Raw genomic sequence first — 22,803 nt, 5'->3', positions numbered from 1 at the left:
AGCCCGCCCTGCCCCACCACGCCATCCCCGAGGGCCAGACCCCGCCGCCCGACCGCGTGTTCAAGATCGGCAAGCAAGTGTGGATCGAACGCGAAGACTTTGAAGAAGTGCCGCCCAAGGGCTACAAGCGCCTGTTCCCTGGCAACGTGGTGCGCCTCAAAGGCGGCTACGTCATCGAATGCACCGGCTGCGCCAAAGACGCGAACGGCACCGTGACCGAAGTGCACGCCAAGGTGATCCCCGGCACCAAGAGCGGCACCCCCGGCGCCGACAGCGTGAAAGCCAAAGCCGCCATCACCTGGGTGAGCGTGGCCAGCGGCGTGAGCGCCGAAGTGCGCCTGTACGACCGCCTGTTCAGCGACCCCAACCCCGACGCCGGCGGCAAAGACTTCATCGAAGCCCTGAACCCCAACAGCCTGAAAGTGGTGACCGCCTACGTGGAGCCCTCACTGGCCGCCGCAAAGCCGGATCAGAAATTCCAGTTTGAGCGGTTTGGGTACTTTGTGGCGGATCGGGTGGATCACGTGGCGGGCGTTAAGCCGGTGTTTAACCGGGTGACTGGGTTGAAGGATTCCTGGGGCAAGTGAAGCCATGTTCTACCTCGACCTCTTCGCCGCCCTGAACCGACACCAGGTTGGCTACGTGCTGATCGGTGGGCTCGCGGTCGCGCTTCACGGGGTCGAGCGCAACACCATGGACGTGGACGTCTGCGTCGTGGTGACGCCTGACAACCTTGCCCGCCTCGCGGCTGCAGCCCGAGAGCTCAAGCTGCAACCCATGTTGCCCGTGTCACTGAGCGCGCTGGAAGACATTGAAACGCTCAAGCGCTGGCACACCGAACGCCACCTGCAAGCCTTTGCGCTGCGCAGCGACCAATTGGCTGGCGTGACACTGGACATCTTGCTGTTCCCGCCAGTGAATCCACAAGACATGGTGCAACGGGCGCAGCGCCTCGACATCGCGGGTGTGCAGGTGCCGCTGGCGTGCATCGACGACCTGATAGCGCTCAAGCAAAGTGCCGGGCGCCCCATCGATCTGGCCGACATTGAGCACCTCAAACGCCTTCAAAAGCCATGACGTCCACCACCCCCACTCAGAACCTCGCCTCACAGAGCCAGCGCGACCAACGCACCTACTTTGTCAGCGACGAACGCCTGCGTGCCTTTGCGCAACTCACACCGCTGCAACGCCTGCAATGGGTGGAACAGTGCTCGCACTTCGTGCGACTGGGGCAAATGGCGCGGCAAGCCGACCGTGCCCAGGCTACCGACCACTGAACCCCGCACCATCACGATGAAACGCAACACCCGAGCAATCCCCGGCGCCGACAGCGTGAAAGCCAAAGCCGCCATCACCTGGGTGAGCGTGGCCAGCGGCGTGAGCGCCGAAGTGCGCCTGTACGACCGCCTGTTCAGCGACCCCAACCCCGACGCCGGTGGCAAAAACTTCATCGAAGCCCTGAACCCCAACAGCCTGAAAGTCGTCACCGCCTACGTAGAGCCCTCACTGCAGCTGACCAACCGGATCAGAAATTCCAGTTCGAGCGGTTTGGGTACTTTGTGGCGGATCGGGTGGACCACGTGGCTGGAGCCGAGCCGGTGTTCAACCGGGTGACGGGGGTGAAGGATTCGTGGGGCAAGTAGATAAGCAAAAAGGCTTTCAAGGGGAACTAGATTAAAAAATGAGCAAACCACTAAAAAACTCCATTGAATTTATTGATAAGGTCCATATTGGAGATGCACGAAGACTTTCGAAAAAACTGGCTACAGAGTCAGTAGATGTAACCATTACATCTCCGCCATATTTTGACATGAAGGACTACGGGAGAGCCAATCAAATTGGGTTTGGACAAAGTTACGAAGAATATCTTTCTGATCTTGCACTCGTCTTCTCCGAAGTGTTTCGTGCGACAAAATCAACTGGCTCTCTTTGGATTATTGTCGACACATTCCGGAAAGATCAAGAGGTAATACCACTTCCATTTGATCTTGCTTCACGACTAAAGCCATCAGGATGGACCCTCCGAGACATCGTAATTTGGAAAAAAGAACGCACCGTTCCTTGGACCCACAGTGGCGCCACCAAAAGAATATTTGAATACATACTTGTATTCTCCAAAGGAGCCGGTTCTTTTAAATATGATCAAGACAAGTTTCGAGAAATTACAAACTTAAAACACTGGTGGGTTCGATATCCTGAAAGGTACAATCCGAAGGGCAAAGCCCCCGAGGAAATATGGAGTTACGACATCCCAGTGCAGGGCTCTTGGGGGGACCACTATGTGCGTCACTTCTGCCCACTGCCCACTGAACTTGTTTCAAGAATAGTTCAACAGACTACCGAACCCAATCAAATTGTCCTTGATCCGTTTTCCGGCTCGGGAACAGTTCCAACGGTTAGCAAACTACATAGCAGACGCTATATTGGCTTTGAATTAAACTCTGAATATGTTGCCATGTTCAGAAAGCACCTTCAAGTGCAGCAAGAACTTCAAAGCAACAGTTCTTCAGATACAACAACAGAAGATTCTTCAAAGAATTTTGAGAGAACAATCATATCTCTCCGAATTCTAAAATTCGGCAGACTCTTGGCACGTCAACTGCAAAAGCAGTTTCCATCTATAAAAATTAAGATTTTTGCATTTCAATCCAATGAAGTGCCTTCGGAGAAGTTCAAACACTACTCCGCCGAATATCTCATTGAAATAGGTGATCACAACCTCAGAACGGAGGCGGCTCGATTAATAGATCAAATCGCCACCAAGCCTCCATTATCAAAATTCGGTATAGCAGCCAGATGCAGGCAAATCTCTGCACAGAATGACTTTTCTTCTGAGCAACTGGATCTTGAGTACTTTGAATACACCATTACAAACTCGCATTTCCACAATGGCCATCACAATCTAGAATCGGCATGGAAAAGCTCAGGAGTACTATTTAGTCCAATAGAGGTTGAAGTGGAGGAATCTCATGGTTAGTCAACCAAAAAAACGTAAAAAGCAGTCAAAACGCCAACTCGACCCAGCAGCGCAACTGAGAAAGAAGCAACGGCTATCCACTCGCGCAGTTTTTAAGCGGATTGGATTTGAATGGGTTCGTTCTGACGGAATAGAGTTCCAATTCGATGGGCGAACCGGTGAAATTGATGACGTTCTAATTTATGGAAATATCTTAATTGTCGCCGAGTACACCACAGGCAAGCCTGACAGCGCTCATCTTGCAAAGAAATCCATTCTCTACGAAAAAATTCGACGTCGCTCCGCTGACTGGATTTTTGAATACCAGAAATTCAATGAAGCATTTTCTACTGCAATTCAGCAAAGCCTGTATCAGCCTGAAGAGTTTCAAGTCTTTTTTGTCTATGCATCTCTGCATGGAGCAGACCAAGAAATGGAACGAGCATTCCCACACTATCGCTTTCTTGACGGAACTCGACTCAGGTATTTTGATGCATTAAGCAAGACTATTCATAAGTCTGCAAGGCACGAATTCTTCAACTATCTTGGAGTTGACCTAAAACGTCTTGAACAGCGTATTCACGACAGTTCGGATAAATCAAAGAGCTTTCATGGGTACATTCTTCCGGAAGCGAACAGCGGCTACCCTAAAGGCTTCAAAGTTGTTTCTTTTTACGGAGACCCCGCCACCCTACTCGAAATGTCCTACGTGCTAAGGAAAGATAGCTGGAGGGATGATGAAGGCCTTTACCAGCGCATTTTGATCAAGGGAAAGATCGGCAAGATGCGCCAATATTTAACGAGCGCAAAACGCGTATTCGTCAACAACATAATTGTTACCCTTCCGAACGAGGCCATAATTAACGACCCCGAAACAGGCAGAAACGTTGACAATGCAGATTTAACCATCGTTCGACCGATCAAGGTTTCCATACCTCTAAAGGCCAATATGATTGGCCTAGTCGATGGCCAACATAGAGTTTTTTGCTACCACGAAGCTGCAAATGACCCTCTTGACAAAGAGATCTCAAAGCAACGCACCCGCCAGAACTTGCTCGTTACCGGCCTAATATTTCCATCTTCATGGTCCACTACTGCCAGACGAGAATTTGAAGCAAAGTTGTTCCTTGAGATCAACGATACCCAGGCAAGGGCGAAGTCTGTTCTTAAACAAAGCATTGAGGTCTTACTCAACCCATTCTCGACTCTTGCTATTGCCAAAGAGGTTACAAATAGGCTGTCAAAAAATGGCGCTCTATCGGGCCTCCTACAGACCAACTTCTTCGATCCTCCAGAATTAATTAAAACCAGCTCAATAGTCAGTTATGGGCTCAGGCCACTAATCAAGACAGACGGTGACGACTCGTTGTTTTCAGCTTGGAGAAACCCCAAGAAGAGTCTCCTTATCAACAAAAGCATCGATTCCGAAATTCGCAAAGAGCTGCTTAGTTCATATATTGGTTTTTGCACCCAAGAAATCAATGACTTTCTTATTGAAGCCAAGATCGCTACGGGTTCAGGGACGTGGAAACCAAGCACCCCTCGAGACCGACAGCTATTAAGTACAACTACGATCAATGGATTCCTAGTTTGCATCCGCCTTCTCGTAGCGTCCAACACCCAGAGAGGACGAGATTTTTACTCAAAGAAATTCTCGCCCCTAAAATCCGTCAAATTTAATGACTACAAATCCAGCGCATGGAAAGCATTGGGCGAAAAAATATTTGAAACTTGTTTCAAATAGCCCAAGCTATACGGGTTGATATGCAAAGGCAGAGATTCGGAAAAATTCGGGGTCAGATATTGGCAGATATCGGGGGCAGATTTCAATTCGAGCGGACGCATTCGAAAGCAAGGTTCCTGATCCCTTCCGCCACTGTCCCAAACTCCACCGGCCTGCAGCGCCCGCCGTTATAGGGCTGCAGAAGCATGCCGCTCGAAAGCGGCGCCGCGAGGGAACGGGGTCAAGAGGGAACGGGTCAGGTCTTGCCTTTTTCCTCCAGGCCCGAGATTTACCACTATGGAAATGCCGGATCGAAAGTAGTTTTTCTGAGCCAATAATAAGAATAGCAAAGCACTGACATTGGAGCCAGGAATTCGATCCAGTCAGAGAAATACAAACACCTCTTTTAGCAAGGCAACACGTGACCCAGCGCGCTCCAGTTGTCCAGATCGTTGAAGTGATTGGTCCTGCCGAGCAAGGCAAGTCGATTCCGTTTCTGTGCGGCGGCTCGGACGGGCATCGCTACTACGTGAAGGGCCAGCAGACCAACCGTTCCAGCCTGTGGCGAGAGTGGATTTGTGGGCACCTTGCCAAAGAGTTGGGCCTGCCGCTGCCTCCCTTTGCGCTGGTTCAGCTGGACCCAGCACTGGTCAAGGAGCTGCCCAAAGACCAGCAGGCCATCGGCTCGCTGCCGGCATTCGGTTCCCGCGAGCAGCCCCACACCGCCTGGCTGGAGCTGGGCATCAGCCAGCGCGTGCCCGCAGAGCTGCAGCGCGATGTGCTGGTGTTCGACTGGTGGGTGCGCAACACCGACCGTCTGCGTGGCAACACGAACCTGTTGTGGGACACCGCGCATGAAGGGTTGGTGGTTATCGACCACAACATGGCCTTGGACAACGACTTCAACGCTGCGGAGTTTCAGGACCAGCATGTGTTTGCCGACCAGTGGCCGGCGCTGGCTCAGGACCTGGTGACGCAGGCGCAATACCTTCAGCGGCTCAGCCTCGCCCTTCCGGCAGCCCACAAAGCCATAGCCCTCGCCCCGGCGGAGTGGCTGTGGGAAAATTCCGAGTTCGACATTCCCACCCGCTTTGACCGCGCCGAGGCGCTGCGGGTGCTGGAACGGTGTGCAAACCCTGACTTCTGGAGAACGGTATGAAACTGGTCGCGTGCCGATACGCCGTGGTTCAGTTCGCGCCTTACCGCGAAACAGGGGAGTTCGCCAACGCGGGCGTGGTGCTGATGTGCCCTGAGACGGGTTACTTTGATTTCAAGCTTCAAACACGCCGCACCAAACGCATCACCGATTTCTTTGACGAACTGCCGCGTGATTTTTACGTGCGCGCCGTAAAGGCGATGGGCGGCGAACTTCTGCGGGTGAATCAGATGGTGGCTGATGCCCCCAACCATGGCCGCGCCGACCACCTGCGCCACCTTTTCGACAGCCTGATCCATCCTCGCGAAGCCATGGTGCGTTTCAGCGCTCCACGGGTAGTGATGACTGCCGACCCGGCAGCCGAACTGGAGAAGCAGTTTGACCACTACGTCAAACGCATCTTTGTAACACCTGAGCCTTTTGAGCAGGTCATGGAAAAGCGGATCAAGCACCTGCTGGCAACACTTTCGCTGGCAGCACCGTTTGGGCCACAGCGCGTTGGGGATGATGTTTTCTACGCCAACTTCCCGTTGGTGCAGCGGCAAGATGACGTTCTGACCAAGATCATCAAGCCGTTCAGGCTCAATCAGGATGAGCCGGTTGACATCTACGAACACGGCGATGCGTGGTTGCAAAAAATCAAACGTCTGCGCGACCGCAACCTACTGCCCGAGGCGGTGCTGTTCGCAGTCAAGGCCCCACCGCAATCCGACGCCAAACGCCACGCTGCCTACAACGAGATCCGTAGCGATTTGTTGAAGCTGGATGTTCAAACGGTGGATGAAGACGCGGACCGGCTGATCGCTGATTTCGCAATCAACTGACTGAGTGTGGTCATGGGCAGCGACAACGTGTTCCACGATCTCGGCTTTGCCGAGCCCGAGGCGCAAAACCTGCTGCTGCGCGCCGATCTGGTGGCGCGCATCCGCAAAGTGATGTCCAAGCTCGGCATCACCCAGGCAGAAGCCGCCCAGCGCGCGGGTGTGAGCCAGCCGCGCATGAACGATCTGGTGAAAGGCCGCACCCACAAGTTCACGCTGGACGCGCTGGTGAACGTGGCGGCGCAGCTGGGCTACACGGTCAAGCTGTCGGTGAAGAAGGCGGCTTGAACTTCGCGCTGGCCCATGCTCCCCTCCCTCGCTCTTTCCCTGCACCGAGACGCGATCCGGAAAGCCGTTCAGCGCTACAGGGTGAGCCCTGCTTCAACGTGAACGCACCCAAGCCCACGCCCACATTCGACCGGGGCAACCGCACCTATTACGTCAGCGATGAGCGCATGCGGGCGTTTGGGCAGTTGAGCGTGGCGCAGCGCCTGCAATGGGTGGAACAATGCGCACAGTTCGTGCGGCTGGCGCAGGCCGCCAAGTCGCAGGCAACGCCTCAGTCGCGTTGAAGGTGGACGGAATCACCCGCCGCCGCCACGCATTGCGACAGACTAAAAACCTATATTGGGTATGATGCAACCCATTATGGGTATGAACTCCACCGATTCTCCCTCGTCCACAGCCGACGCTCTCTTCCCAAAGGTGCGTCAGCGCGTGCTGGCCGTGCTGTTCGGCGCGCCGGACCGCAGCTTTTACACGAACGAGGTGATCGGCCTGGCGCAGTCGGGCGCGGGCGCGGTGCAGCGCGAGCTGGCCGATCTGGCGGGCGCGGGTTTGCTCACGGTGCGCAAGCAAGGCAACCAGAAGCACTTTCAGGCCAATGCGGCATCGCCGGTGTTTGCCGAGTTGCGCGGGTTGGTGCTCAAGACGATGGGGTTGGCCGATGTGTTGCGCGCCGCGCTGGCGCCGCTGGCGCCACAGATTGAGCGCGCCTTTGTGTTTGGCTCCATCGCAAAGCAACAGGACACAGCCGCGAGCGACGTGGACTTGCTGGTGGTGAGCGACACGCTGGGCTATAGCGAGTTGTTCGCCGCGCTGGAGGGGGCCAGCCAGACGCTGGGCCGCGCCATCAACCCGGCGCTCTACACCGCAGCCGATTTCCGCGCTCGCCTGCAGGGCGACAATGCGTTCGTCAACCGCGTGATGCAACAGCCAAAGATATGGCTGATCGGCCAGGAGGAATCAGCGTCACATGAACCCAGCCAACCCACTTGAAAACCTGAGCCGCCCCGGCGGCTCGCTCAAACCAGAGCCGCCAGATGCGGCCGAGATCACCGGCTTGCTGCGCACCGGCCGTGCCCGCCTGGCGGACGCCGGCAACGCCACTCTGGCGCTGGAGAGCCGCTTTGACTGGCCTACAACGCGGCCCATGCCTTGTGCCTCGCGGCACTGCGCGCCAAAGGCTATCGGGCCGGCAACCACTACATCGTCTTTCAGGTGCTGCCGCACACGCTGGGGCTGGGGCCAGAGGTCTGGCGGGTGCTGGACCTGTGCCACAACAAGCGCAACCTGGGCGAGTACGAAGGCTTGCTGGAGGTGGACGAGCGACTGGTCAAGGACCTGATCTTGGCGGCGCAGCGTGTGGCTGATGCGCTGGCGGCGGCGTAAAGGCCGTACCAGATCAAGCAGCCAGCCAATGATCAACCGCTGCGTGGCCCGCGTGGCGCCCACGTAGAACAGCTTGGTTTCTTCTCGATCGTCTTCGCCCGGGGCGGGTTGCGGTAGTTGATCTTGAGGAGCGGCCTGGGCCTGAGCGAGGCCTTCAGCGTGAACAGGTCTAGCCAACCCAGCTCCCTGCCCGAAGATGTGTGGCAAACCTTGCCGGGTCATTGAATACCTTCGCCCTTAGGGCTACGGTTCGTAGCTTGCTTGGGGCGGTCCGGCGCGGCGCTATCGCTTCACGCCCAGCGCGCAGCTGTCCTGGACACCGCGAGCGCACAGGAAGCGACCGAATACCTCTCGGCCTTCGTCCTCGCCCACCGGGCCACCGCGCTTTCGCGCCAGCGCGGACAGTTCTTCGCAACCGCCTCCCGGTTTGAGCCAGTCCGGCATGGCGGCAGGACCATAGGCGCCAGATGAGGGTGTGCTGGCTTCGGCCCGCATGGCCACGTCGAGGGGCGTGCGACCTTGCGCATCCCTTGCGGTGACCAGCGCGCCATGGCGGCACAGGACCCACGTGGTATCGACCGACCCCGCGGCTGACAGGTGCAACGCGGTCTGACCGGTTGCGTCAACCGCCTCCAGCCCAGCGCCGCGCGCGAGCAGCAAGGCGATGACATCGCCTTGCCCCGGCTCACTCCTTGCTGCAATCGCTTCGTGCAGCGCGGTGCGACCCTCGCCCTCACAAGGCGTATCACAATGGGTGCGCTCCTGGAGATCGGCGCCGTGGTCCAGCAACCAGGCCGCCGAAGACGCTTGGCCACTGTGAGCGGCCTCGAGCAACAGCGGTCGCCCCTCCAGCCGCACCGAGAGGTCGGCACCAGCCGCCGCCAGCGCATCCAGCAGCGCAGCATCCATGCCAAACATCACGGCGTCGTGAATCAGGTAGCGCCCGGTCCATTGCACCGGCCTGATCCCACTGCCGGTTCGCCATGGTTCGTATCCCTGTCGATAGACCTTGGTGCGCGACAACTCAGGATCGTCTTTCAACATCTTCTGCAAGCGGACGAGGTTGCCGGAGTGCAGAGCGCCCCAGATGTCGCGCTCCGGAACACCATGGCGGTAGGCCCAAACGAGCCCGCCCACGATGATGCTGACCGGCAGCACCACCACCAACAGCCAGCGACCGAGGGAAATCTGCTGGGGAGCAGGCGCACTGGGCTCCATGAGGGCAGGCTACTCGAAACGGCGCAGCGAGGCGACCAGGCAGTCAACATTCACTGCCACGCATGCTGTGGATGCCCGTGCGGACTGCGCCGGGCTGACAAGACTTGCCGTTGATGGGCACGAAATCTTCACCATCGCGATTCTGCTGATTCGTGCACTGTGGGTCAATTCAAGCCTTCTTGTTGTCGATGGGCAGTCAGCACCTTGAGGTTCCAGTGATCCTCACCCGCCAAACGGCCCCGTGCACAACTGTTGCTCACACGGAATGCCATCGCCGTCCCCATCCATTTCCATGCCGGGGCAGTGCTGCAGAAACCGCTTGGCTTCGCTGCATGAACTCATTTGTGAGCAGTGCTTGCGGCCAGCTCAACCGCGTTCCGAAGGAGCTGGGGCCGCGGGTTGTACCGGTCGCGCAGCGGGCTCCGTGTTCGCAGGCAACTTGGGCGGATCCATCGCCACGTCGACAAATTCAAACTTCGGCATCGGCAGTTTGCCGCGAATGCTGTAGACGCTGTCGCTGACCGCTTCCTGCAGTTCCCGGCCCCAATGCGCAATGGCTGTGACCAGCCCGCCTGGCAAAGCGTTGGGAAGATCTCGCGTCTGGGTGACAACCGGGTTCGTCGCGATCGGCCGCAGGTAGACCAACACCGAGGCAAATGCGCCTGTGTTCGCGTACTGGGTCGCAGAAACCATGTCCATGGTTGGTGGAAAGTCCCAGCCATTTTTCGCCAGCCACTCCAGGGCCGGCCGGGGAATGCCGGACGACACATTGGGTATCGACTGTCGCCAGATTTTCAGACACCGGAACGATCTTGCAGCAGGCCCGCCCTGGTCGCCTTCGGCAAACACCCGAGGCGATCCTGTGCACTTCGCGTCCGAGTAGGAGATACCGGAAAACCGCCCTTTGCCCGAATCGTTGGCCCGGGCAAGGATGACGGCGTCCAGGACCTTGTCGGTGCCGTGGTGAACCATGACCTTGAACTCGGTGGTCTGTTGGTAGGTATATCCACCGCCAGAAAGCGTGATGCCCTTGTCTTCAACCGAATAGACCTGCCAGCCCTCGCCGGGCAGTAGCACATCCACCCGACCGACCGAAACCTCCTGCTCCGCAAGGGCTGACGCGCAGCAGCCCAGCAGCATCCACCCTGTCAGTCCAAGTTTGCGCATGGATCTCTTCATGTGATTTCCCTTTTGTGTTGATGTGGGTTCATTTATATCCTCCCGAACTGGAACGGCTAGTAAAGTAGCGGGCCTCGCATGTTCAAGAGCGTAAAAGCAAAAGCCGCCATCACCTCCTGGGTGAGCGTGTCCAGCGGTGTAAGCGCCGAAGTGCACCTTTACGAGCGCCCGTTCATCAACCCCGACGCCGGCGGCAAAGACTTCAACGAGGCTCTGAACCCAAGAGCCTGAAAGTCGTCACCACCTAGTTGGAGCCGAATGAATTGGGGCCGTGGCGAAAGACGCATATTCGGTGGACTTCGAGGCAGCGGGTTTGGGCACCGCCCACAGGGAGTATTTTTAAAACAATGAGAGTTCATCGTTCCATAGAAACCGGGCTCGGCACCCCGTCTGCTGAACCGCGCCCGTTGCAGGTGGCGGTCCGGCCGCCTACGCCGCCGCGGCGCGTGCTGCTGGTTGACCTCAACCGCTTCACCAGCTTCCCCACCCTGGCGGTGGGCATTCTGGCGGCCTCGCTGCGGGCCGGTGGGTTTTCCGTGAAGGTGATCTGCCCGCTCGCGCTCGACGTGCCCAGTGCGGCGCGAGAACGGCAGGAAACCCTGTGGGACCATGTTCACCGGCGGGTCCGCCTGTCTGACTACCACGCCGTGCGCATGCTGCGCGAAGCGGTACGCTGGCCCAGGGAGTGGATCGCCCAGCGCCCCCGCCGGGTGGTCTTGCAGGAAATGGAGAAAGCCTTCGCCGAGGGCGTCGACGCCATTTTGCTGTCGGCCTATCTGGAACACTTTCTCACGGTGGAGGGTATCGGGCGGCTCGCGGCCAAACACGGCGTGCCGGTGTTGCTGGGCGGGCCCATGTTCAACCTCAGCGGTGTGGCAGACGAATGGAAAAACCTGCCCGGTGTGTCGGCCGTGGTGGGCGGTGAGGTGGAGCGCTACCTGCCGGAGCTGGTGGAAGCGGTCTGTTCAGGCAAACCGTTGGAACGCTTCGTCGGCATCACCTTCCCAGACGGCCGCAAAACCCAGGCAGCGCCGCCGCTGCGCCGGCTCGACGACTGCCTGTTTCCGGATTTCGACGACTTTCCCTGGGACCGCTACCCCAACCGCATCGTGCCCGTGCTGACCGGGCGCGGCTGCCAGTGGGACAAATGCACCTTCTGCAGCGACGTGATCTCTTCCAGCGGCCGCACCTTTCGCACCCGCAGCCTGGAGAACGTGCTGGTCGAACTCCAGGTGCAGGCCGAGCGCTACAACACCACCGACTTCATGTTCCTGGACCTGAAGCTCAACTCCAACCCCGAGATGTTTCGCGGCATCGCGCGCGAACTGCGCAAATACGTGCGTGGTGCCCAGTGGATCGGCACGGTGCACGTGGATCAACGCAAGGACAACGGCGTGTCGCGCCGCGATCTGTTTGCCGCTGCGGCAGGCGGCATGCGCCGCATCAGTTTTGGCCTGGAAAGCGGCAGCCAGCGCTTGCTGGATGACATGCGCAAGGGCTGCACGGTGGAAACAAATGCCGAGTTTGTGCGCAACGCGCACGACGCCGGCCTTTCAGTGCGCTGCACCATGTTCAAGGGCTACCCCGGCGAAACCGCTGCCGACATGGAGGCCACCGCCGATTTCCTCGAAGCCAACACGCCCTACATCGAGCGAATCCGCTTCAACGACTTCACCGTGCCCTTGGAAACACCCATCTATCAGACCCTGATGGAAAAGGCCGGTGGTGCCGCGCCGCTGAGCCTTACCAGGCTGGACCCACGGCGTGCCAAGGCCTTGTACAACACCCGCGATGTAGACCGAGCCTACCGGCGGGCCAAGGCCAGGGCGCTGGCCACGGTGTTCGAGATCAACCGCAAGCCGCTGCGCGAAACCGCACGTCAGTTCGACGGGCTGATGTGATGTTCAGTTTTTGGCGAACACACGCAGCCAGGCGCGACCATGTGCAGGGCGCGGGGCCGCTCGCGCACCGCCTGCGCCGCCTCTCGCTGCTCGACCGACTGGACGAAGCCCATGCCTTTCTGGAACTCTTTGCACACGCCCACGGGGGCACGACGCGCAGCAGCTTCCAGAAACGCTGGGCCGAGGTGCGACGCGCGCTGATCAAAGACGGCCACTACGACCACACCCCTGAAGAACTGACCTACGGCGCCAAGGTGGCGTGGCGCAACCATGCGCGCTGCATCGGCCGCCTGTACTGGGACAGCCTCATCGTGCGCGACCGGCGGCAGGTGTCTGATCCCGCAGCCATCTTTGGCGACCTGTGTGAACACCTTCAACAAGCCACCGGTGATGGGCGGATCCGCTCGATCATTTCCGTCTACCCTCCTGTGCGCCCGGGCGTGCGCCCCACCTACATTGAAAGCCCGCAGCTGGTCCGCTACGCCGGCTACCTGGCCAAAGACGGCCACGTGATTGGTGACCGCAAGGCCATTGAAGCCACACGCATTGCCCATTCACTGGGCTGGGCGCAGCCGGAGCAGCCGGGCCCGTTTGACTTTTTGCCGGTGATGCTGCGCGACAGCGACGAAAGGCGGCACCTGTTTGAGCTGCCCGCAGGCGCGGTGCGCGAAGTGCCCATCAGCCACCCCGAGCATCCCGCGCTGACCGAGCTGGGCCTGCGCTGGTATGCGGTGCCCGTGGTGAGCGACATGATCCTGACCATCGGCGGCATTGAATACCCGTGTGCACCCTTCAACGGGTTCTACATGTGCACCGAAATTGGCTCACGCAACCTGGCAGACCGCGGCCGCTACAACCTCTTGCCAGAGATCGCGAACAGCTTTGGCCTGTATGCCGGGTCTTCGTCTTCGCTGTGGCAAGACACCACCCTGACCGAGCTCAACCGCGCCGTGCTGCACTCGTTCAAGGCTGCTGGCGTGTCCATGATCGACCACCATGGCGCGAGCGACCAGTTCATGCAATTTCACGCCCGCGAGTCTGCGGCGGGGCGCCGGCTTTCTGCCGAGTGGGCCTGGCTGGTGCCACCCCAAGCATCGAGCGCCTGTGAAGTGTTCCACCTGGACATGGAAGACCTGCACACGGTGCCCAACTTCTATCGCAGCCGGGCCAGCGATGGCGCGCGCCTGATGCCCCACAACGGCAACAAGGACCGCAGCCGCCTGAACAAGTACATAGACGACCTACGGCGCTGGGCCAGGCTCAGGCACCCCCATGCCTGAATCACAGCGCTTCGGCGGCACCATTGCCATGGTCACCGGGCGCTATCCCGGCCTTTCGCTCACCTTCATCGACCGCGAAGTGCGCGCCCTGCGCGAAATGGGGGTGGACCTGATCACCGTGACCGTGCGCTCGCCCGACCCCCAGGCGCTCTCTGGCGCCTTTCAGCATGAAGAAGCCGGGCGTGTGTTCCGGCTGCTCGCATCCGCCCAGCGCCCAGCGTATGGGGCCAAAGCGCTTTTCATGGCAGCACGGCACCCCCATAGGCTGGCGGCCACCGCCCGCCTGGCCATAGCCACCTGCCCGGCCGGCGCACGCGCCATGGCCTTGCAACTGGCCTACTTCGCAGAGGCCGTGTTGCTGGCGCCCCACCTGCGGGCCAGAAGCGTCAAACACCTGCACAACCACTTGGGCGATTCCAGCGGCACTGTGACCATGCTGGCCGCAGAGCTTGTGGCCATCCCTTTCAGCATCACCCTGCACGGCCCGGAGATCTTCCAGAGCGCACAGCGCTGGCGGCTGGACGCCAAGATTGCGCGAGCACAGTTTGTGGCCTGCATCAGCGAGTTCGGCCGCAAGCAGGCTATGCGGTTTTCTGACGAGGCGCACTGGCACAAACTGAAGGTGGTGCGCTGCGGCGTGAACCCTGGCCTCTACGCCGCAGAACCCACTGCGCGCAAAGGCCACGACCTGCTCTTTGTGGGCCGGCTGGAAGAACGCAAGGGCGTCAACTTTCTGCTGGATGCTTTGGCGCTTTTGAAAGCCCGTGGCTCAGACGTGCGCCTGAAAATTGTGGGCAACGGCCCACAGAAAGAAGCCCTTCAAAGCCAGACAGCCACACTTTCGTTGGACGCGATGGTGAATTTCGCCGGCACAAAGGACGAAGTCGGCGTGTCTGAGGCACTGCGGCACGCCGATTTGCTGATCGTGCCCAGCCTGTCTGAGGGGCTGCCCGTGGTGATCATGGAAGCGCTGGCCAGCGGCGTGCCTGTGGTCGCCTCTGCTGTGGATGGCATTCCGGAACTGGTGCGGGATGGGGAGACGGGGCGGCTGGTGCCGCCTGCTGATCCGCAGGCGCTTGCCAATGGGATTGAGCAATTGCTTCAGGACCCCGGCGTGCGCCTGCGAATGGGCAATGCCGGGCGGCAACTGGTGGCCGCAGAGTACGACGCTCACCGCAATGCACTGGAACTGTTGCGGCTCATTGCGCCGCAGATCAGTGCAGCGTATTCGTCATGATCTGATGCATTTCCCGCTCCAGACCCTGCGACGGAATGACCACCATCTGCTTGCCGCCGAATTTGGCCGAGTAGCGCGGCGTCTCGCTGGCGTGTTGATAGGCCTCGCCGAGCCGGTCGATCAACTGCTCGACTTCCGTTTGCGATAGATGGCGCTCTTTGGCCAGTTCATTGAGGCTGGTGACCTTGCCGTCATGAATCCAGGCAAGGCCAAAATTCTCGGGTGGCTTGCCGAGGAAGACAAAGGCTTCATGCTCTGCCGGAATCACTTCGAGGTGGTCATGCACCTTGTGCGCCAGCTCCTCCAGCGGCGCCTTGACTTCATCGAGTTTGACCAGCGCCTCGTTGCCAACCGGCAGCGGCGGGTATTCCACCTTGCTGCCAAAAAACCTGTTCAGTAGTCCCATGCCGTTCTCCTTGAAAAGTAGAGAAAGAGAGCCTGACCACTGCTCGTGCGCCCGAAGCGCGAGAGGAGCGCCGTTGCCAGACCTCCTCACCTTAGACCGATCGCAGCATCCGTCCAAATCGGACCGATGAAATGGCTTTGCCGTGGCCATGGTTTCTCGTGGATCGGCCTGCTTCCGCCCGCCACGGCATGTGCCAACGCCTCGGTTGATCCGGTTCAACCCTCGGCTCAAGCGGCCCTTCAAAGGGACGGGGTGGCGGGCGACGCGGTGCTGGGCACCGGCATTTCCAGGGTCTCCCACTGCTGCAGCAGCTTCGCCTGCCGCTGCAGGTAATCGGTGGGCATGGCCTGCGAGCCCCACACGGGCACACGCCCGGTGTATTCACCCAGCAGCCAGAACTGGCGCACCGCCACGAAGGGCGCCAGAGCCGCCAGATCGGCTTCGCCGAGGGGGCGCACTTCGCGGTACGCCGAGATGAAATGGCCCCAGCGCGTGACGGCTTTGTCGCTCCAGACGCCGTCGACGGTGCGCGGGTGCAGACACCACGGATACACCGCGAGTTCATAGGCCAGGTAGCCGGGGCCGGTGTCGTCGAAGTCGAAAAACACGGCTTGGCGTTCGCCGTTTTCGCGCACGGCAATGAAGTTGTTGTCGCTGTGCGCGTCGCCGTGGCAGAGCACCTGGGTCAGTTCACCGAGCGCGAGGATGCGAGCGTGCAGGCGCTGGCCCAGGGCTTCGAACTGCGGGCGCAGTTCGCTGGTCATGGTGGGAGCGCGCAGCAGGTGCTGCAGGGGGCGCAGCAGCAAGTGGTCCAGATCGAGTGTGTAGCGGCTGGCGCTGCTCTGCAGGCCCTCGCCCGCCGCGTGCAGTTGGGCCAGGCCGCGACCGAAGGCCTGGATGTTGGCGGGCACGCCGGTGGTGGCTTCTCCCTCCAGGTGCTCGAACAGCATGAGCGCGCGTTCGCCCTCGGGCAACCGCACGCGCAGAGCCACCTCGCCCGTGGCGGTCGGCAGGCTGGTGGCCACGGGGCAGCCGCGCGCGCTCAGGTGCTGCAGCACCTCGGCCTCGAACTGCAGCCGGGGCTCGCCACGGGGGCGGTCGGCGCACAGTCTCGCCACCACGCGGCGCCCATCGGCCAAAGTGAGCCGGTACACCTGATTGAAGCTGCGCCGCAGGAATTCACCCGCGACCACCTCGCCCAACGGGTAGTTCGCCTGGACCACCTTGGCAATCGCCGAAGCAGTGGGTGTCGACTGCGCAATCTCCATGTCCATGGCCAGGCCCCGATGAGGAAAAAGGGCGCGATTATAGAGATGGAGCCACAAGGCTTGTCGATGAAAAATGAAGCCCAGGGCCGCGGCCGCTGATGCTCACACTTGACCACCCGCTACAGTCTCAGCGTTCATCCACAAAGGGAGGTTTGGCAACATGGGTGGTCTGTATCTCTTGCTGATTTTCCGCATTGGCTTTGTGAGTGCATGCGTGGGAGTGACGCTGTTTTTCCGGCTTGCGTATTTGCAGAAAAGAGGAAGGCCCATTCCCAAGCCCTTGCTGGCGGCGGCGTCTGCCTCCAAGGTGCTCACGACCACCACCTTCTTGCTGGTGTTGCTGTTGGGGTTCTGGCCATTCGACCGTTCGCTGCTGAACGACTTCTTTCACAGCTTGAACCGCTTGATCCATGTCTTTTGAAACGCTGGGACTGGCAGCGGCAGCCAAAGAGGCAGGGCCAATAAAAGTGCTTCTCAAACTTGACAAAACATCTATTTGATCAAAATGAGAAACACATGAAAGCCAAATCACCCCAACCACTCGACCCAAGCGCAGCCCAGTTGCAGACCCTTGGCGAGCAGCTGCGCGCGCGCCGCAAGGCCCTGCGGGTGAGCAGCACGGCGGCGGCGGAGGCTGCGGGCATGTCTCCAGGCTGGCTGGAGCGCTGCATGCAGGCCATGGCCATGACCTTGCCCAAGGCAGTGCTCTGGCAAAAAATTCGCTCGCTGCGAAAGCTGTTGAAACCGGTTTGAGATCAGCGCTGCGTGGCGCGCATGGTCAATGCGCCAACACCTGCCGGATGGTGGCCGCCAGTTCAGACGCCACGAATTTGGCCACGTAGGCGTCGGCCCCCACGGAACTCACGTGCGCTTCGTTGGCGGTTCCCGTCAGCGACGAATGGATCACCACCGGGATCGACTTGAAACGGGGGTCCTGCTTGATGTTTCGCGTGAGCGTGAACCCGTCCATCACCGGCATTTCCAGATCGGTCAGCACCAGCGCCACTTTGTCTTGTGCCGTTTTGCCTTCGGCATGGGCCTCGATTTCAATGGCTTGCAGGCGGTCCCACGCCTCCTGGCCGGTCTTGGTCATGACGAACGACGTGCCCATGGCGGTCAGCCCTTGTTCAATCATCATGCGTGCCACCGGCGAGTCGTCGGCCGCGAGAATGATGGAGCCTTTGGGCAGGCTCACCGCGTCACCCACTGACGCGGGAGTGATGGGTTCTTCCGCCGTGGGCATGACGTTGCGCAGGATCTGCTCCACGTCCAGCACTTGCACCAGACGGCCCTTTTCAGTGTCGCCGTCGAGCTTGGCGATGCTGGTCACCAGGCCGCCGCCATTGCCGTCTGCGGCCAGCACACTGCTCCATTCCAGCCGCACGATTTCGTCGACTTCTTCAACGGCGAAGGCCTGGGTGGTGCGGGCGAATTCGGTCACCATCAGGATCGTGTGGCCGCGCTGGGGCACACAGCCCACCACCGCGGACAGGTCGATCACAGGAATGATCTGCCCGCGAATGTTGGCAATGCCCATCACGTGGGCCGGCGCATTGGCGATGGCGGTGATGATGGGCATGACCAAAATTTCGCGCACCTTGAAGACGTTGATGCCATAGAGCTCGCGGCGGTCGGTCCCTGGTGCGCCCCCTAAACGGAACAACAGCAGTTCAAACTTGTTGGTGCCAGTGAGGTTGGTGCGCTCGTCGATGTCGTGCAACGCAGTGGTCATGGGTGAATGCTCCAGTCTTGGGTTCACAAAGGATAGGCGCCGAGGCCATTCGCCTAAGCGCGCAAGAGCCCCACAAATGCTGCGCAGTTCGGGTCTTAGCCGGGAAGCGCCAGCAGGGCGACAATCCGTTCACCCACTGCGCGATGCATCCATGTCCCGCCCCCACCACCACGTCTACGTCATCGAACTGCACACGGATGTGCTGCTGGAACCCAGGTTCCGCAAGTGCAACCCCGGCTATGTGGAGGGCAAGCCCTGCGTCTATGTCGGCATGACCGGCCTGGACCCGGACCTGCGCTTTGACAAACACAAGGCCGGCATCCAGGCAAACGGCTTCGCGCAGAAGTACGGTCTGCGCCTGCTGCCCGACCTGTACGAGGGCTTCAACCCGATGCGCTACAAAGACGCGCAGGAGCGTGAGGTGGAGATCGGTATCGACCTGCGCTCGGCGGGGTTCGGGGTGTGGCAGGCCTGACTTCCAGAGAAAAAACGGCCCAGCGCCGACACGCCAAGTCAACGGCTCGCGCCGGCCGCCGCCTCGTCGTCCACCGCCTTCTGCACCGCCTTGTAAAACACCTCCCGCGCGGCGCTGGCCACAGGGTCGGTCGCACCGTTGCCCCAATTGGCGTTGGAGGCGATGACGAGCTTGCGCTGAGGGTCGATGAAGATGCCCTGGCCGAAGATGCCGCGCGCGGCAAAGGTGCCGTCGTCGTAGGTCCACCACTGGTAGCCGTAGCCGCGCCCCGGGATGTTGATGCCGGTGCGGGCCGTGGTGGCCTGGGGGAACCAGTCGTCGGGCACGATGCTTTGGCCGTTGACCTTCGCGCCGTTGAGGATGAATTGCCCGAAGCGCGCGAAGTCACGCGTGGCGGCCTGGAGGCAGCAACCGCTGATTTCCTGCCCGGTCTTGCTGAGGATCCAGGTGGCCTGCTGCTCCATGCCGGCGGGCACCCAGATTTTTTCTGACAGGTAGGCCGACAAGGGTTTCTTCGTGGCACGGCTGACGAGGATGCCGACCAGGTTGGTCTCGCCCGTGCTGTAGAGCCAGCGCGTGCCGGCGGGCGCGCCGCGGGGCAGTTTGCGGAGGTAGCTCACCAGGGCGTCCACGCCTGCTTCGGGTTGGTGGTTGTTGAACTTGGCGACGTCGGACTGAGGGTCGCCGTAATCCTCGTTCCACTGGATGCCCGAGGTCATGGTGAGCAGCTGGCGGATGCTGACGTCGTCGTAGGCCGAACCCTTCATCTCCTGGATGTAGTCGCTGACCTTGTCGTCCATGCTTTGGATGTGACCATCACGCACGGCCGCGCCCACCAGGGTCGAGGTGATGGACTTGGCCACGGAGAAACTGGTCCAGCGCCCGGCGGCGTCAAACCCCAGCCCATAGCGCTCCAGCCGCACCTTGCCGTCGTGCACCACCATCAGCGCCGCGCTGCGCTGGCCCTGCATGTAGGCATCCACATCCAGCGGCAGCACGAGCGGCGAGCCGGGGGGCAAAGGGGACGGCGTGTTGCCAGCGGGGACGACGCGGTGTTTGGCCAAAAAAGGCAACCGGTCCAGCGCGCGGAAGGCCGCGTCGCGCTGCGACTCTTTCCAGAACAGCACGTTGCGATCGGTGGGAAACGCGGCAAGGAAGCCCCGCGTTTCTTTGTCGAGGCTCAACCAGCCGACCGCGCTCCCCGCGGCGACGACCAGCAGAGCCACAAGGGCTGCTCTTTTGAAACGCATGGCGGTGCTCCTGCTTGAGGGGTTGGGCAACGGGGCCCAGTATCGCCTGCGTGCAGGAGCGCGGCTTGCGCCTGTTGATGGAAGCCGCCTTCAGGCGGCGCTCACTTCGGCGCGCTGTCCGGGCCCGGCGTTGCCGGCGGGATGATGGTGATGATCTCGCGCAAAACGCCACCACTCTCGACACTGCCCCGAACCTGGCCTTCGCCCATCATCCGGCGCTCGCACTCTGATCGCTCGAATGCGTTCTGGTGGGCCTGACAGCGCACCATGGCATTGCGGCGCCAGTCATCGGGCGTGGTGTTGTCGCCGACCTTGCCTTGCAACGCTTCCTGACGCACGGCGCCGGCCTCGCGCAGGCAGGCTTCACGCGACGAGAGGTCTTCCTTGCCCGCGCAGGCACTGCGGTCGCGTTGGTATTGGGCATCAATGGCTGCGCGGTCCACGGCGTGGGCCAGTGGGGCCAGCAGTGCCATGACAACGGCCAGGTAGGTGGCGAATTTCTGTGTTTTCTTCATGAGGTTTCTCCTGTGAAACGGACAGCCAAGAGCCGGCTCGGCATGGCGCTGTCGCTACAACCCATTAAGCGCCTGCTGGCGACGGGTGGGACTTTTGTTTTACAAACGGAATCAACAGCAACACCCTGCGTTGCACTCAGCCTCTCAGGGCAGACGGGGGTGTCAGTCGTTCAGGCCTTCGCCCCTGCTTCGGGATCCGCCGCCCACGCCCTCAAGGCCCTGAGCAGCGGTGTCTTCTTGGTCTGGTGGCCGGCCATGCGGCGCAGGATGTCGTCGAGCATGTGGATCGCGTCGGCGATGTAGGGGCCTTTGTTGAGCATCACGCATTCGGCGCGCACGCCCATGCTGGCGTCGGAGATTTCGGCGCGCGAGGGCACGCCGGTTTTGGCCAGGGTCTCCAGCACCTGCGTGGCCCAGATGACCGGCATGTGCGCCGCCTCGGAGCACCAGAGGATTTCTTCCTGCACCTCGGCCAGACGCTCGTAGCCGCACTCCACGGCCAGGTCGCCGCGCGCGATCATCACGCCGGCCGACGGCGCCGCCATGGCGGCGAGCAGCAGTTCGGGCAGGTTCTCGAAGCCCTGCAGGGTTTCGATCTTCAGGACCACGCCCACCCGCTCGCCGTCCAACGCCTTCAGCGCCTTGAGCAGGTGGTGCACGTCGTCGGGCTGCTGCACAAACGAGAGCCCCACAAGGTCGGCCACCTGGGCCACGGTCCGCAGGTCGTCGAGGTCTTTGTCGGTGAGCGCGGGCAGATCGAGCTCGCTGTCGGGGAAGTTGATGCCTTTGTCGGCCATCAGCTTCTCGCCTCCCTCGCGGGCCTGCGTGATCTCCACCGACAGCGCCTGAGCCGACGCCCGGCGCACCACGCCGCCGATGCGGCCGTCGTCCATCCACACGCGCTCGCCCACCCGCACCTGCCTGATCACCTGCGGCAAAGTGCAGGCGATGCGCGGGTGGGCCGCGTCGCCATGCCCGCTGTCTTCGGGTTCGTCGGCGGTGAGCTGCAGCAGGTCGCCCCGGTGCAGGCGCAGCGCGCCGGGCGAGGGTTGAATGCCCTCGGGGTAGGCCGCGTGCACGCGCCGCCCGTGCGGGCCTTTGAACGAGAGCGGCGTGTCGGGCGTGAGGTAGCAGGTGTCCATGCCTTCGGCCACCAGACCGTCGGCATCGGTCTCGACCACGAGCAGGCGACGCTTCTTGCCGCGCGCATCGGTCAGGTGGATCTGCCCGCCCACGCGCAGGCGCCCGAGCCAGTCGGCGTCCACCACCACCTGGGCGTCTGTGCCCAGCGCGGCACCAGCCTCCGCATGGACGATGTGCAGGCGCCAGGGCTGGAGCGGGTAGCCCAGCTCGTCGCGCACGGGTTTGAGCTTGAGCACCCTCGGCCCGGCAGCGAGCGCGCCAGTGCGGATCTTGGGGCCGCCCAGGTCCATGAGGACCTTGACCTCTCGCTGCGCCGCCTTGGCCGCCCGGCGCACGTGTTTGGCCATGGCCTTCCAGGCTTTGGCGTCGTCGTGCGCGCAGTTGATGCGGGCCACATCCATGCCGGCTTCCACCAGGCGGCGCACGAGGCCGGGGTCGGTGGCGGCTTCGCTCGCCAGCGTCACCATGATGCGCACCTGGCGTTCGCGTGAGACAGGGCCCAGCAAGCGCTCGGTGTGGCGCTGCAGCAGGATGGGCCCGCTGACGCTGCCCACGGGCTCTTCGGGCGAACGGTCGTGCCAGGGCTGGCCGGTCAGCTGGTGCAGGAGGCCCAGCACCTTGTCCACGCTGGCGAGCACGTGTGATTCCGAGCGGCCCAGCGACGACAGCCCCAGCCAGGCCAGGTGGCCTTGCAGGGCGCGCAGGTCGGTGGCGCGCATGGCCAGGAAATGCACGAGGTTGCGCGCGCTCTCGCGCTGGTGCGGGCCCACGCGCTGGATCGCGGCGGCGAAGCGCTGCTCGCTCGCCAGCATGGCACTGCGCAAGGCCCAGAGCTGGTGAATCAGCGCATGGCAGGTGGCGGGGTCCCATAG

Annotated in this window: 25 protein-coding genes and 3 pseudogenes; 19 read left to right on the top strand and 9 right to left on the bottom strand. The window is 61.1% G+C overall.

The window, feature by feature from the left end; all coding sequences use genetic code 11:
* The 12 genes and pseudogenes from B0E41_RS19675 to B0E41_RS27620 form a co-directional block, all read left to right on the top strand.
* Positions 1-587: pseudogene (locus tag B0E41_RS19675) on the top strand (glutamine--tRNA ligase); the annotation flags it as partial.
* Between the two features lie 4 nt (positions 588-591).
* Positions 592-1,077 carry a DUF6036 family nucleotidyltransferase gene (locus tag B0E41_RS19670; RefSeq protein WP_077333515.1) on the top strand — a complete coding sequence of 162 codons (486 nt, stop codon included), beginning with the start codon at positions 592-594 and terminating at the stop codon, positions 1,075-1,077.
* On the top strand, positions 1,074-1,277 hold the full coding sequence (locus B0E41_RS19665; protein ID WP_077333513.1) for a hypothetical protein: 204 nt from the start codon (positions 1,074-1,076) through the stop codon (positions 1,275-1,277). Before B0E41_RS19670 ends, B0E41_RS19665 begins: the two co-directional genes overlap by 4 nt.
* A 40-nt stretch (positions 1,278-1,317) precedes the next feature.
* A pseudogene (locus B0E41_RS19660) lies at positions 1,318-1,643 on the top strand (glutamine--tRNA ligase); the annotation flags it as partial.
* A gap of 38 nt (positions 1,644-1,681) precedes the next feature.
* Complete coding sequence (locus tag B0E41_RS19655; RefSeq protein WP_077333511.1) at positions 1,682-2,977, top strand: site-specific DNA-methyltransferase; 1,296 nt, start codon at positions 1,682-1,684, stop codon at positions 2,975-2,977.
* Complete coding sequence (locus B0E41_RS26770; RefSeq protein WP_143433919.1) at positions 2,970-4,700, top strand: hypothetical protein; 1,731 nt, start codon at positions 2,970-2,972, stop codon at positions 4,698-4,700. Before B0E41_RS19655 ends, B0E41_RS26770 begins: the two co-directional genes overlap by 8 nt.
* 400 nt (positions 4,701-5,100) lie before the next feature.
* Positions 5,101-5,838, top strand: a complete 738-nt coding sequence (locus B0E41_RS19650; RefSeq protein WP_077333509.1) for a HipA family kinase — start codon at positions 5,101-5,103, stop codon at positions 5,836-5,838.
* Complete coding sequence (locus B0E41_RS19645) at positions 5,835-6,659, top strand: DUF3037 domain-containing protein (protein WP_077333507.1); 825 nt, start codon at positions 5,835-5,837, stop codon at positions 6,657-6,659. The genes B0E41_RS19650 and B0E41_RS19645 overlap by 4 nt, the downstream gene beginning before the upstream one ends.
* A gap of 12 nt (positions 6,660-6,671) precedes the next feature.
* The gene (locus B0E41_RS19640; RefSeq protein WP_077333505.1) at positions 6,672-6,944 is read left to right on the top strand and encodes a helix-turn-helix transcriptional regulator; all 273 of its coding nucleotides are present in this window, start codon (positions 6,672-6,674) and stop codon (positions 6,942-6,944) included.
* A 98-nt stretch (positions 6,945-7,042) separates the two neighbouring features.
* A complete protein-coding gene (locus B0E41_RS19635; protein ID WP_077333503.1) occupies positions 7,043-7,228 on the top strand; it encodes a hypothetical protein in 186 nt (61 codons plus the stop codon).
* 82 nt (positions 7,229-7,310) lie between these two features.
* Positions 7,311-7,934: a nucleotidyltransferase domain-containing protein gene (locus tag B0E41_RS19630; RefSeq protein WP_253195030.1), complete on the top strand. Its 624-nt coding sequence runs from the start codon at positions 7,311-7,313 to the stop codon at positions 7,932-7,934.
* 159 nt (positions 7,935-8,093) lie between these two features.
* Complete coding sequence (locus B0E41_RS27620) at positions 8,094-8,327, top strand: hypothetical protein (RefSeq protein ID WP_253195028.1); 234 nt, start codon at positions 8,094-8,096, stop codon at positions 8,325-8,327.
* A gap of 282 nt (positions 8,328-8,609) precedes the next feature.
* Here B0E41_RS27620 and B0E41_RS19620 read toward each other — a convergent pair whose 3' ends face one another.
* The 3 genes and pseudogenes from B0E41_RS19620 to B0E41_RS19610 all read right to left on the bottom strand — a co-directional run bounded on the left by B0E41_RS19620 (position 8,610) and on the right by B0E41_RS19610 (position 10,724).
* Positions 8,610-9,545, bottom strand: coding sequence for an ankyrin repeat domain-containing protein (locus B0E41_RS19620; protein WP_077333499.1), 936 nt, complete (start codon positions 9,543-9,545; stop codon positions 8,610-8,612).
* Between the two features lie 222 nt (positions 9,546-9,767).
* A pseudogene (locus B0E41_RS19615) lies at positions 9,768-9,893 on the bottom strand (excalibur calcium-binding domain-containing protein); the annotation flags it as partial.
* Between the two features lie 18 nt (positions 9,894-9,911).
* Positions 9,912-10,724: a hypothetical protein gene (locus B0E41_RS19610; RefSeq protein WP_077333495.1), complete on the bottom strand. Its 813-nt coding sequence runs from the start codon at positions 10,722-10,724 to the stop codon at positions 9,912-9,914.
* 78 nt (positions 10,725-10,802) lie between these two features.
* Here B0E41_RS19610 and B0E41_RS27210 point away from each other — a divergent pair, with 78 nt between their 5' ends.
* From B0E41_RS27210 to B0E41_RS19595, 4 genes are all read left to right on the top strand, one after another.
* Positions 10,803-10,955 (top strand): hypothetical protein, encoded by a 153-nt coding sequence (locus B0E41_RS27210; RefSeq protein ID WP_171984830.1) that lies wholly within the window; start codon positions 10,803-10,805, stop codon positions 10,953-10,955.
* Between the two features lie 215 nt (positions 10,956-11,170).
* Positions 11,171-12,625 carry a radical SAM protein gene (locus tag B0E41_RS19605; RefSeq protein ID WP_171984831.1) on the top strand — a complete coding sequence of 485 codons (1,455 nt, stop codon included), beginning with the start codon at positions 11,171-11,173 and terminating at the stop codon, positions 12,623-12,625.
* Entirely contained in the window at positions 12,625-13,905 is a 1,281-nt protein-coding gene (locus B0E41_RS19600; protein WP_077333491.1) for a nitric oxide synthase oxygenase, read from the top strand. The genes B0E41_RS19605 and B0E41_RS19600 overlap by 1 nt, the downstream gene beginning before the upstream one ends.
* Complete coding sequence (locus B0E41_RS19595; protein WP_077333489.1) at positions 13,898-15,142, top strand: glycosyltransferase family 4 protein; 1,245 nt, start codon at positions 13,898-13,900, stop codon at positions 15,140-15,142. Before B0E41_RS19600 ends, B0E41_RS19595 begins: the two co-directional genes overlap by 8 nt.
* On the opposite strand, the gene B0E41_RS19590 is transcribed toward B0E41_RS19595, so the two are convergent.
* Both B0E41_RS19590 and B0E41_RS19585 read right to left on the bottom strand, forming a co-directional pair.
* Positions 15,120-15,548 carry a hypothetical protein gene (locus B0E41_RS19590; RefSeq protein ID WP_077333487.1) on the bottom strand — a complete coding sequence of 143 codons (429 nt, stop codon included), beginning with the start codon at positions 15,546-15,548 and terminating at the stop codon, positions 15,120-15,122. The two genes, B0E41_RS19595 and B0E41_RS19590, sit on opposite strands and share 23 nt — an antisense overlap.
* A gap of 239 nt (positions 15,549-15,787) precedes the next feature.
* A complete protein-coding gene (locus tag B0E41_RS19585) occupies positions 15,788-16,822 on the bottom strand; it encodes a phosphotransferase (RefSeq protein ID WP_077333485.1) in 1,035 nt (344 codons plus the stop codon).
* A gap of 154 nt (positions 16,823-16,976) precedes the next feature.
* Here B0E41_RS19585 and B0E41_RS19580 point away from each other — a divergent pair, with 154 nt between their 5' ends.
* Together B0E41_RS19580 and B0E41_RS19575 are read left to right on the top strand one after the other, a co-directional pair.
* Positions 16,977-17,237: a hypothetical protein gene (locus B0E41_RS19580; protein WP_077333483.1), complete on the top strand. Its 261-nt coding sequence runs from the start codon at positions 16,977-16,979 to the stop codon at positions 17,235-17,237.
* 95 nt (positions 17,238-17,332) lie between these two features.
* A complete protein-coding gene (locus B0E41_RS19575; protein WP_077333481.1) occupies positions 17,333-17,569 on the top strand; it encodes a helix-turn-helix transcriptional regulator in 237 nt (78 codons plus the stop codon).
* 25 nt (positions 17,570-17,594) lie between these two features.
* On the opposite strand, the gene B0E41_RS19570 is transcribed toward B0E41_RS19575, so the two are convergent.
* Positions 17,595-18,548, bottom strand: a complete 954-nt coding sequence (locus tag B0E41_RS19570; protein WP_077333479.1) for a chemotaxis protein — start codon at positions 18,546-18,548, stop codon at positions 17,595-17,597.
* A gap of 151 nt (positions 18,549-18,699) precedes the next feature.
* Between B0E41_RS19570 and B0E41_RS19565 the strand changes: the two genes are divergently transcribed.
* Positions 18,700-19,023, top strand: a complete 324-nt coding sequence (locus tag B0E41_RS19565) for a hypothetical protein (RefSeq protein ID WP_077333477.1) — start codon at positions 18,700-18,702, stop codon at positions 19,021-19,023.
* A 38-nt stretch (positions 19,024-19,061) separates the two neighbouring features.
* Here the strand turns inward: B0E41_RS19565 and B0E41_RS19560 are convergent, their stop codons facing one another.
* From B0E41_RS19560 to B0E41_RS19550, 3 genes are all read right to left on the bottom strand, one after another.
* On the bottom strand, positions 19,062-20,273 hold the full coding sequence (locus B0E41_RS19560) for a serine hydrolase (RefSeq protein ID WP_077333475.1): 1,212 nt from the start codon (positions 20,271-20,273) through the stop codon (positions 19,062-19,064).
* 101 nt (positions 20,274-20,374) lie between these two features.
* The gene (locus tag B0E41_RS19555; protein WP_077333473.1) at positions 20,375-20,788 is read right to left on the bottom strand and encodes a hypothetical protein; all 414 of its coding nucleotides are present in this window, start codon (positions 20,786-20,788) and stop codon (positions 20,375-20,377) included.
* Between the two features lie 170 nt (positions 20,789-20,958).
* The coding region (locus tag B0E41_RS19550) for a pyruvate kinase (protein ID WP_143433917.1) at positions 20,959-22,803 on the bottom strand (1,845 nt) is incomplete at its 5' end.

It is taken from the genome of Hydrogenophaga sp. A37 (assembly GCF_002001205.1).
Lineage (GTDB): Bacteria > Pseudomonadota > Gammaproteobacteria > Burkholderiales > Burkholderiaceae_C > Hydrogenophaga.
This window is presented reverse-complemented; position numbering and strand designations above follow the sequence as displayed.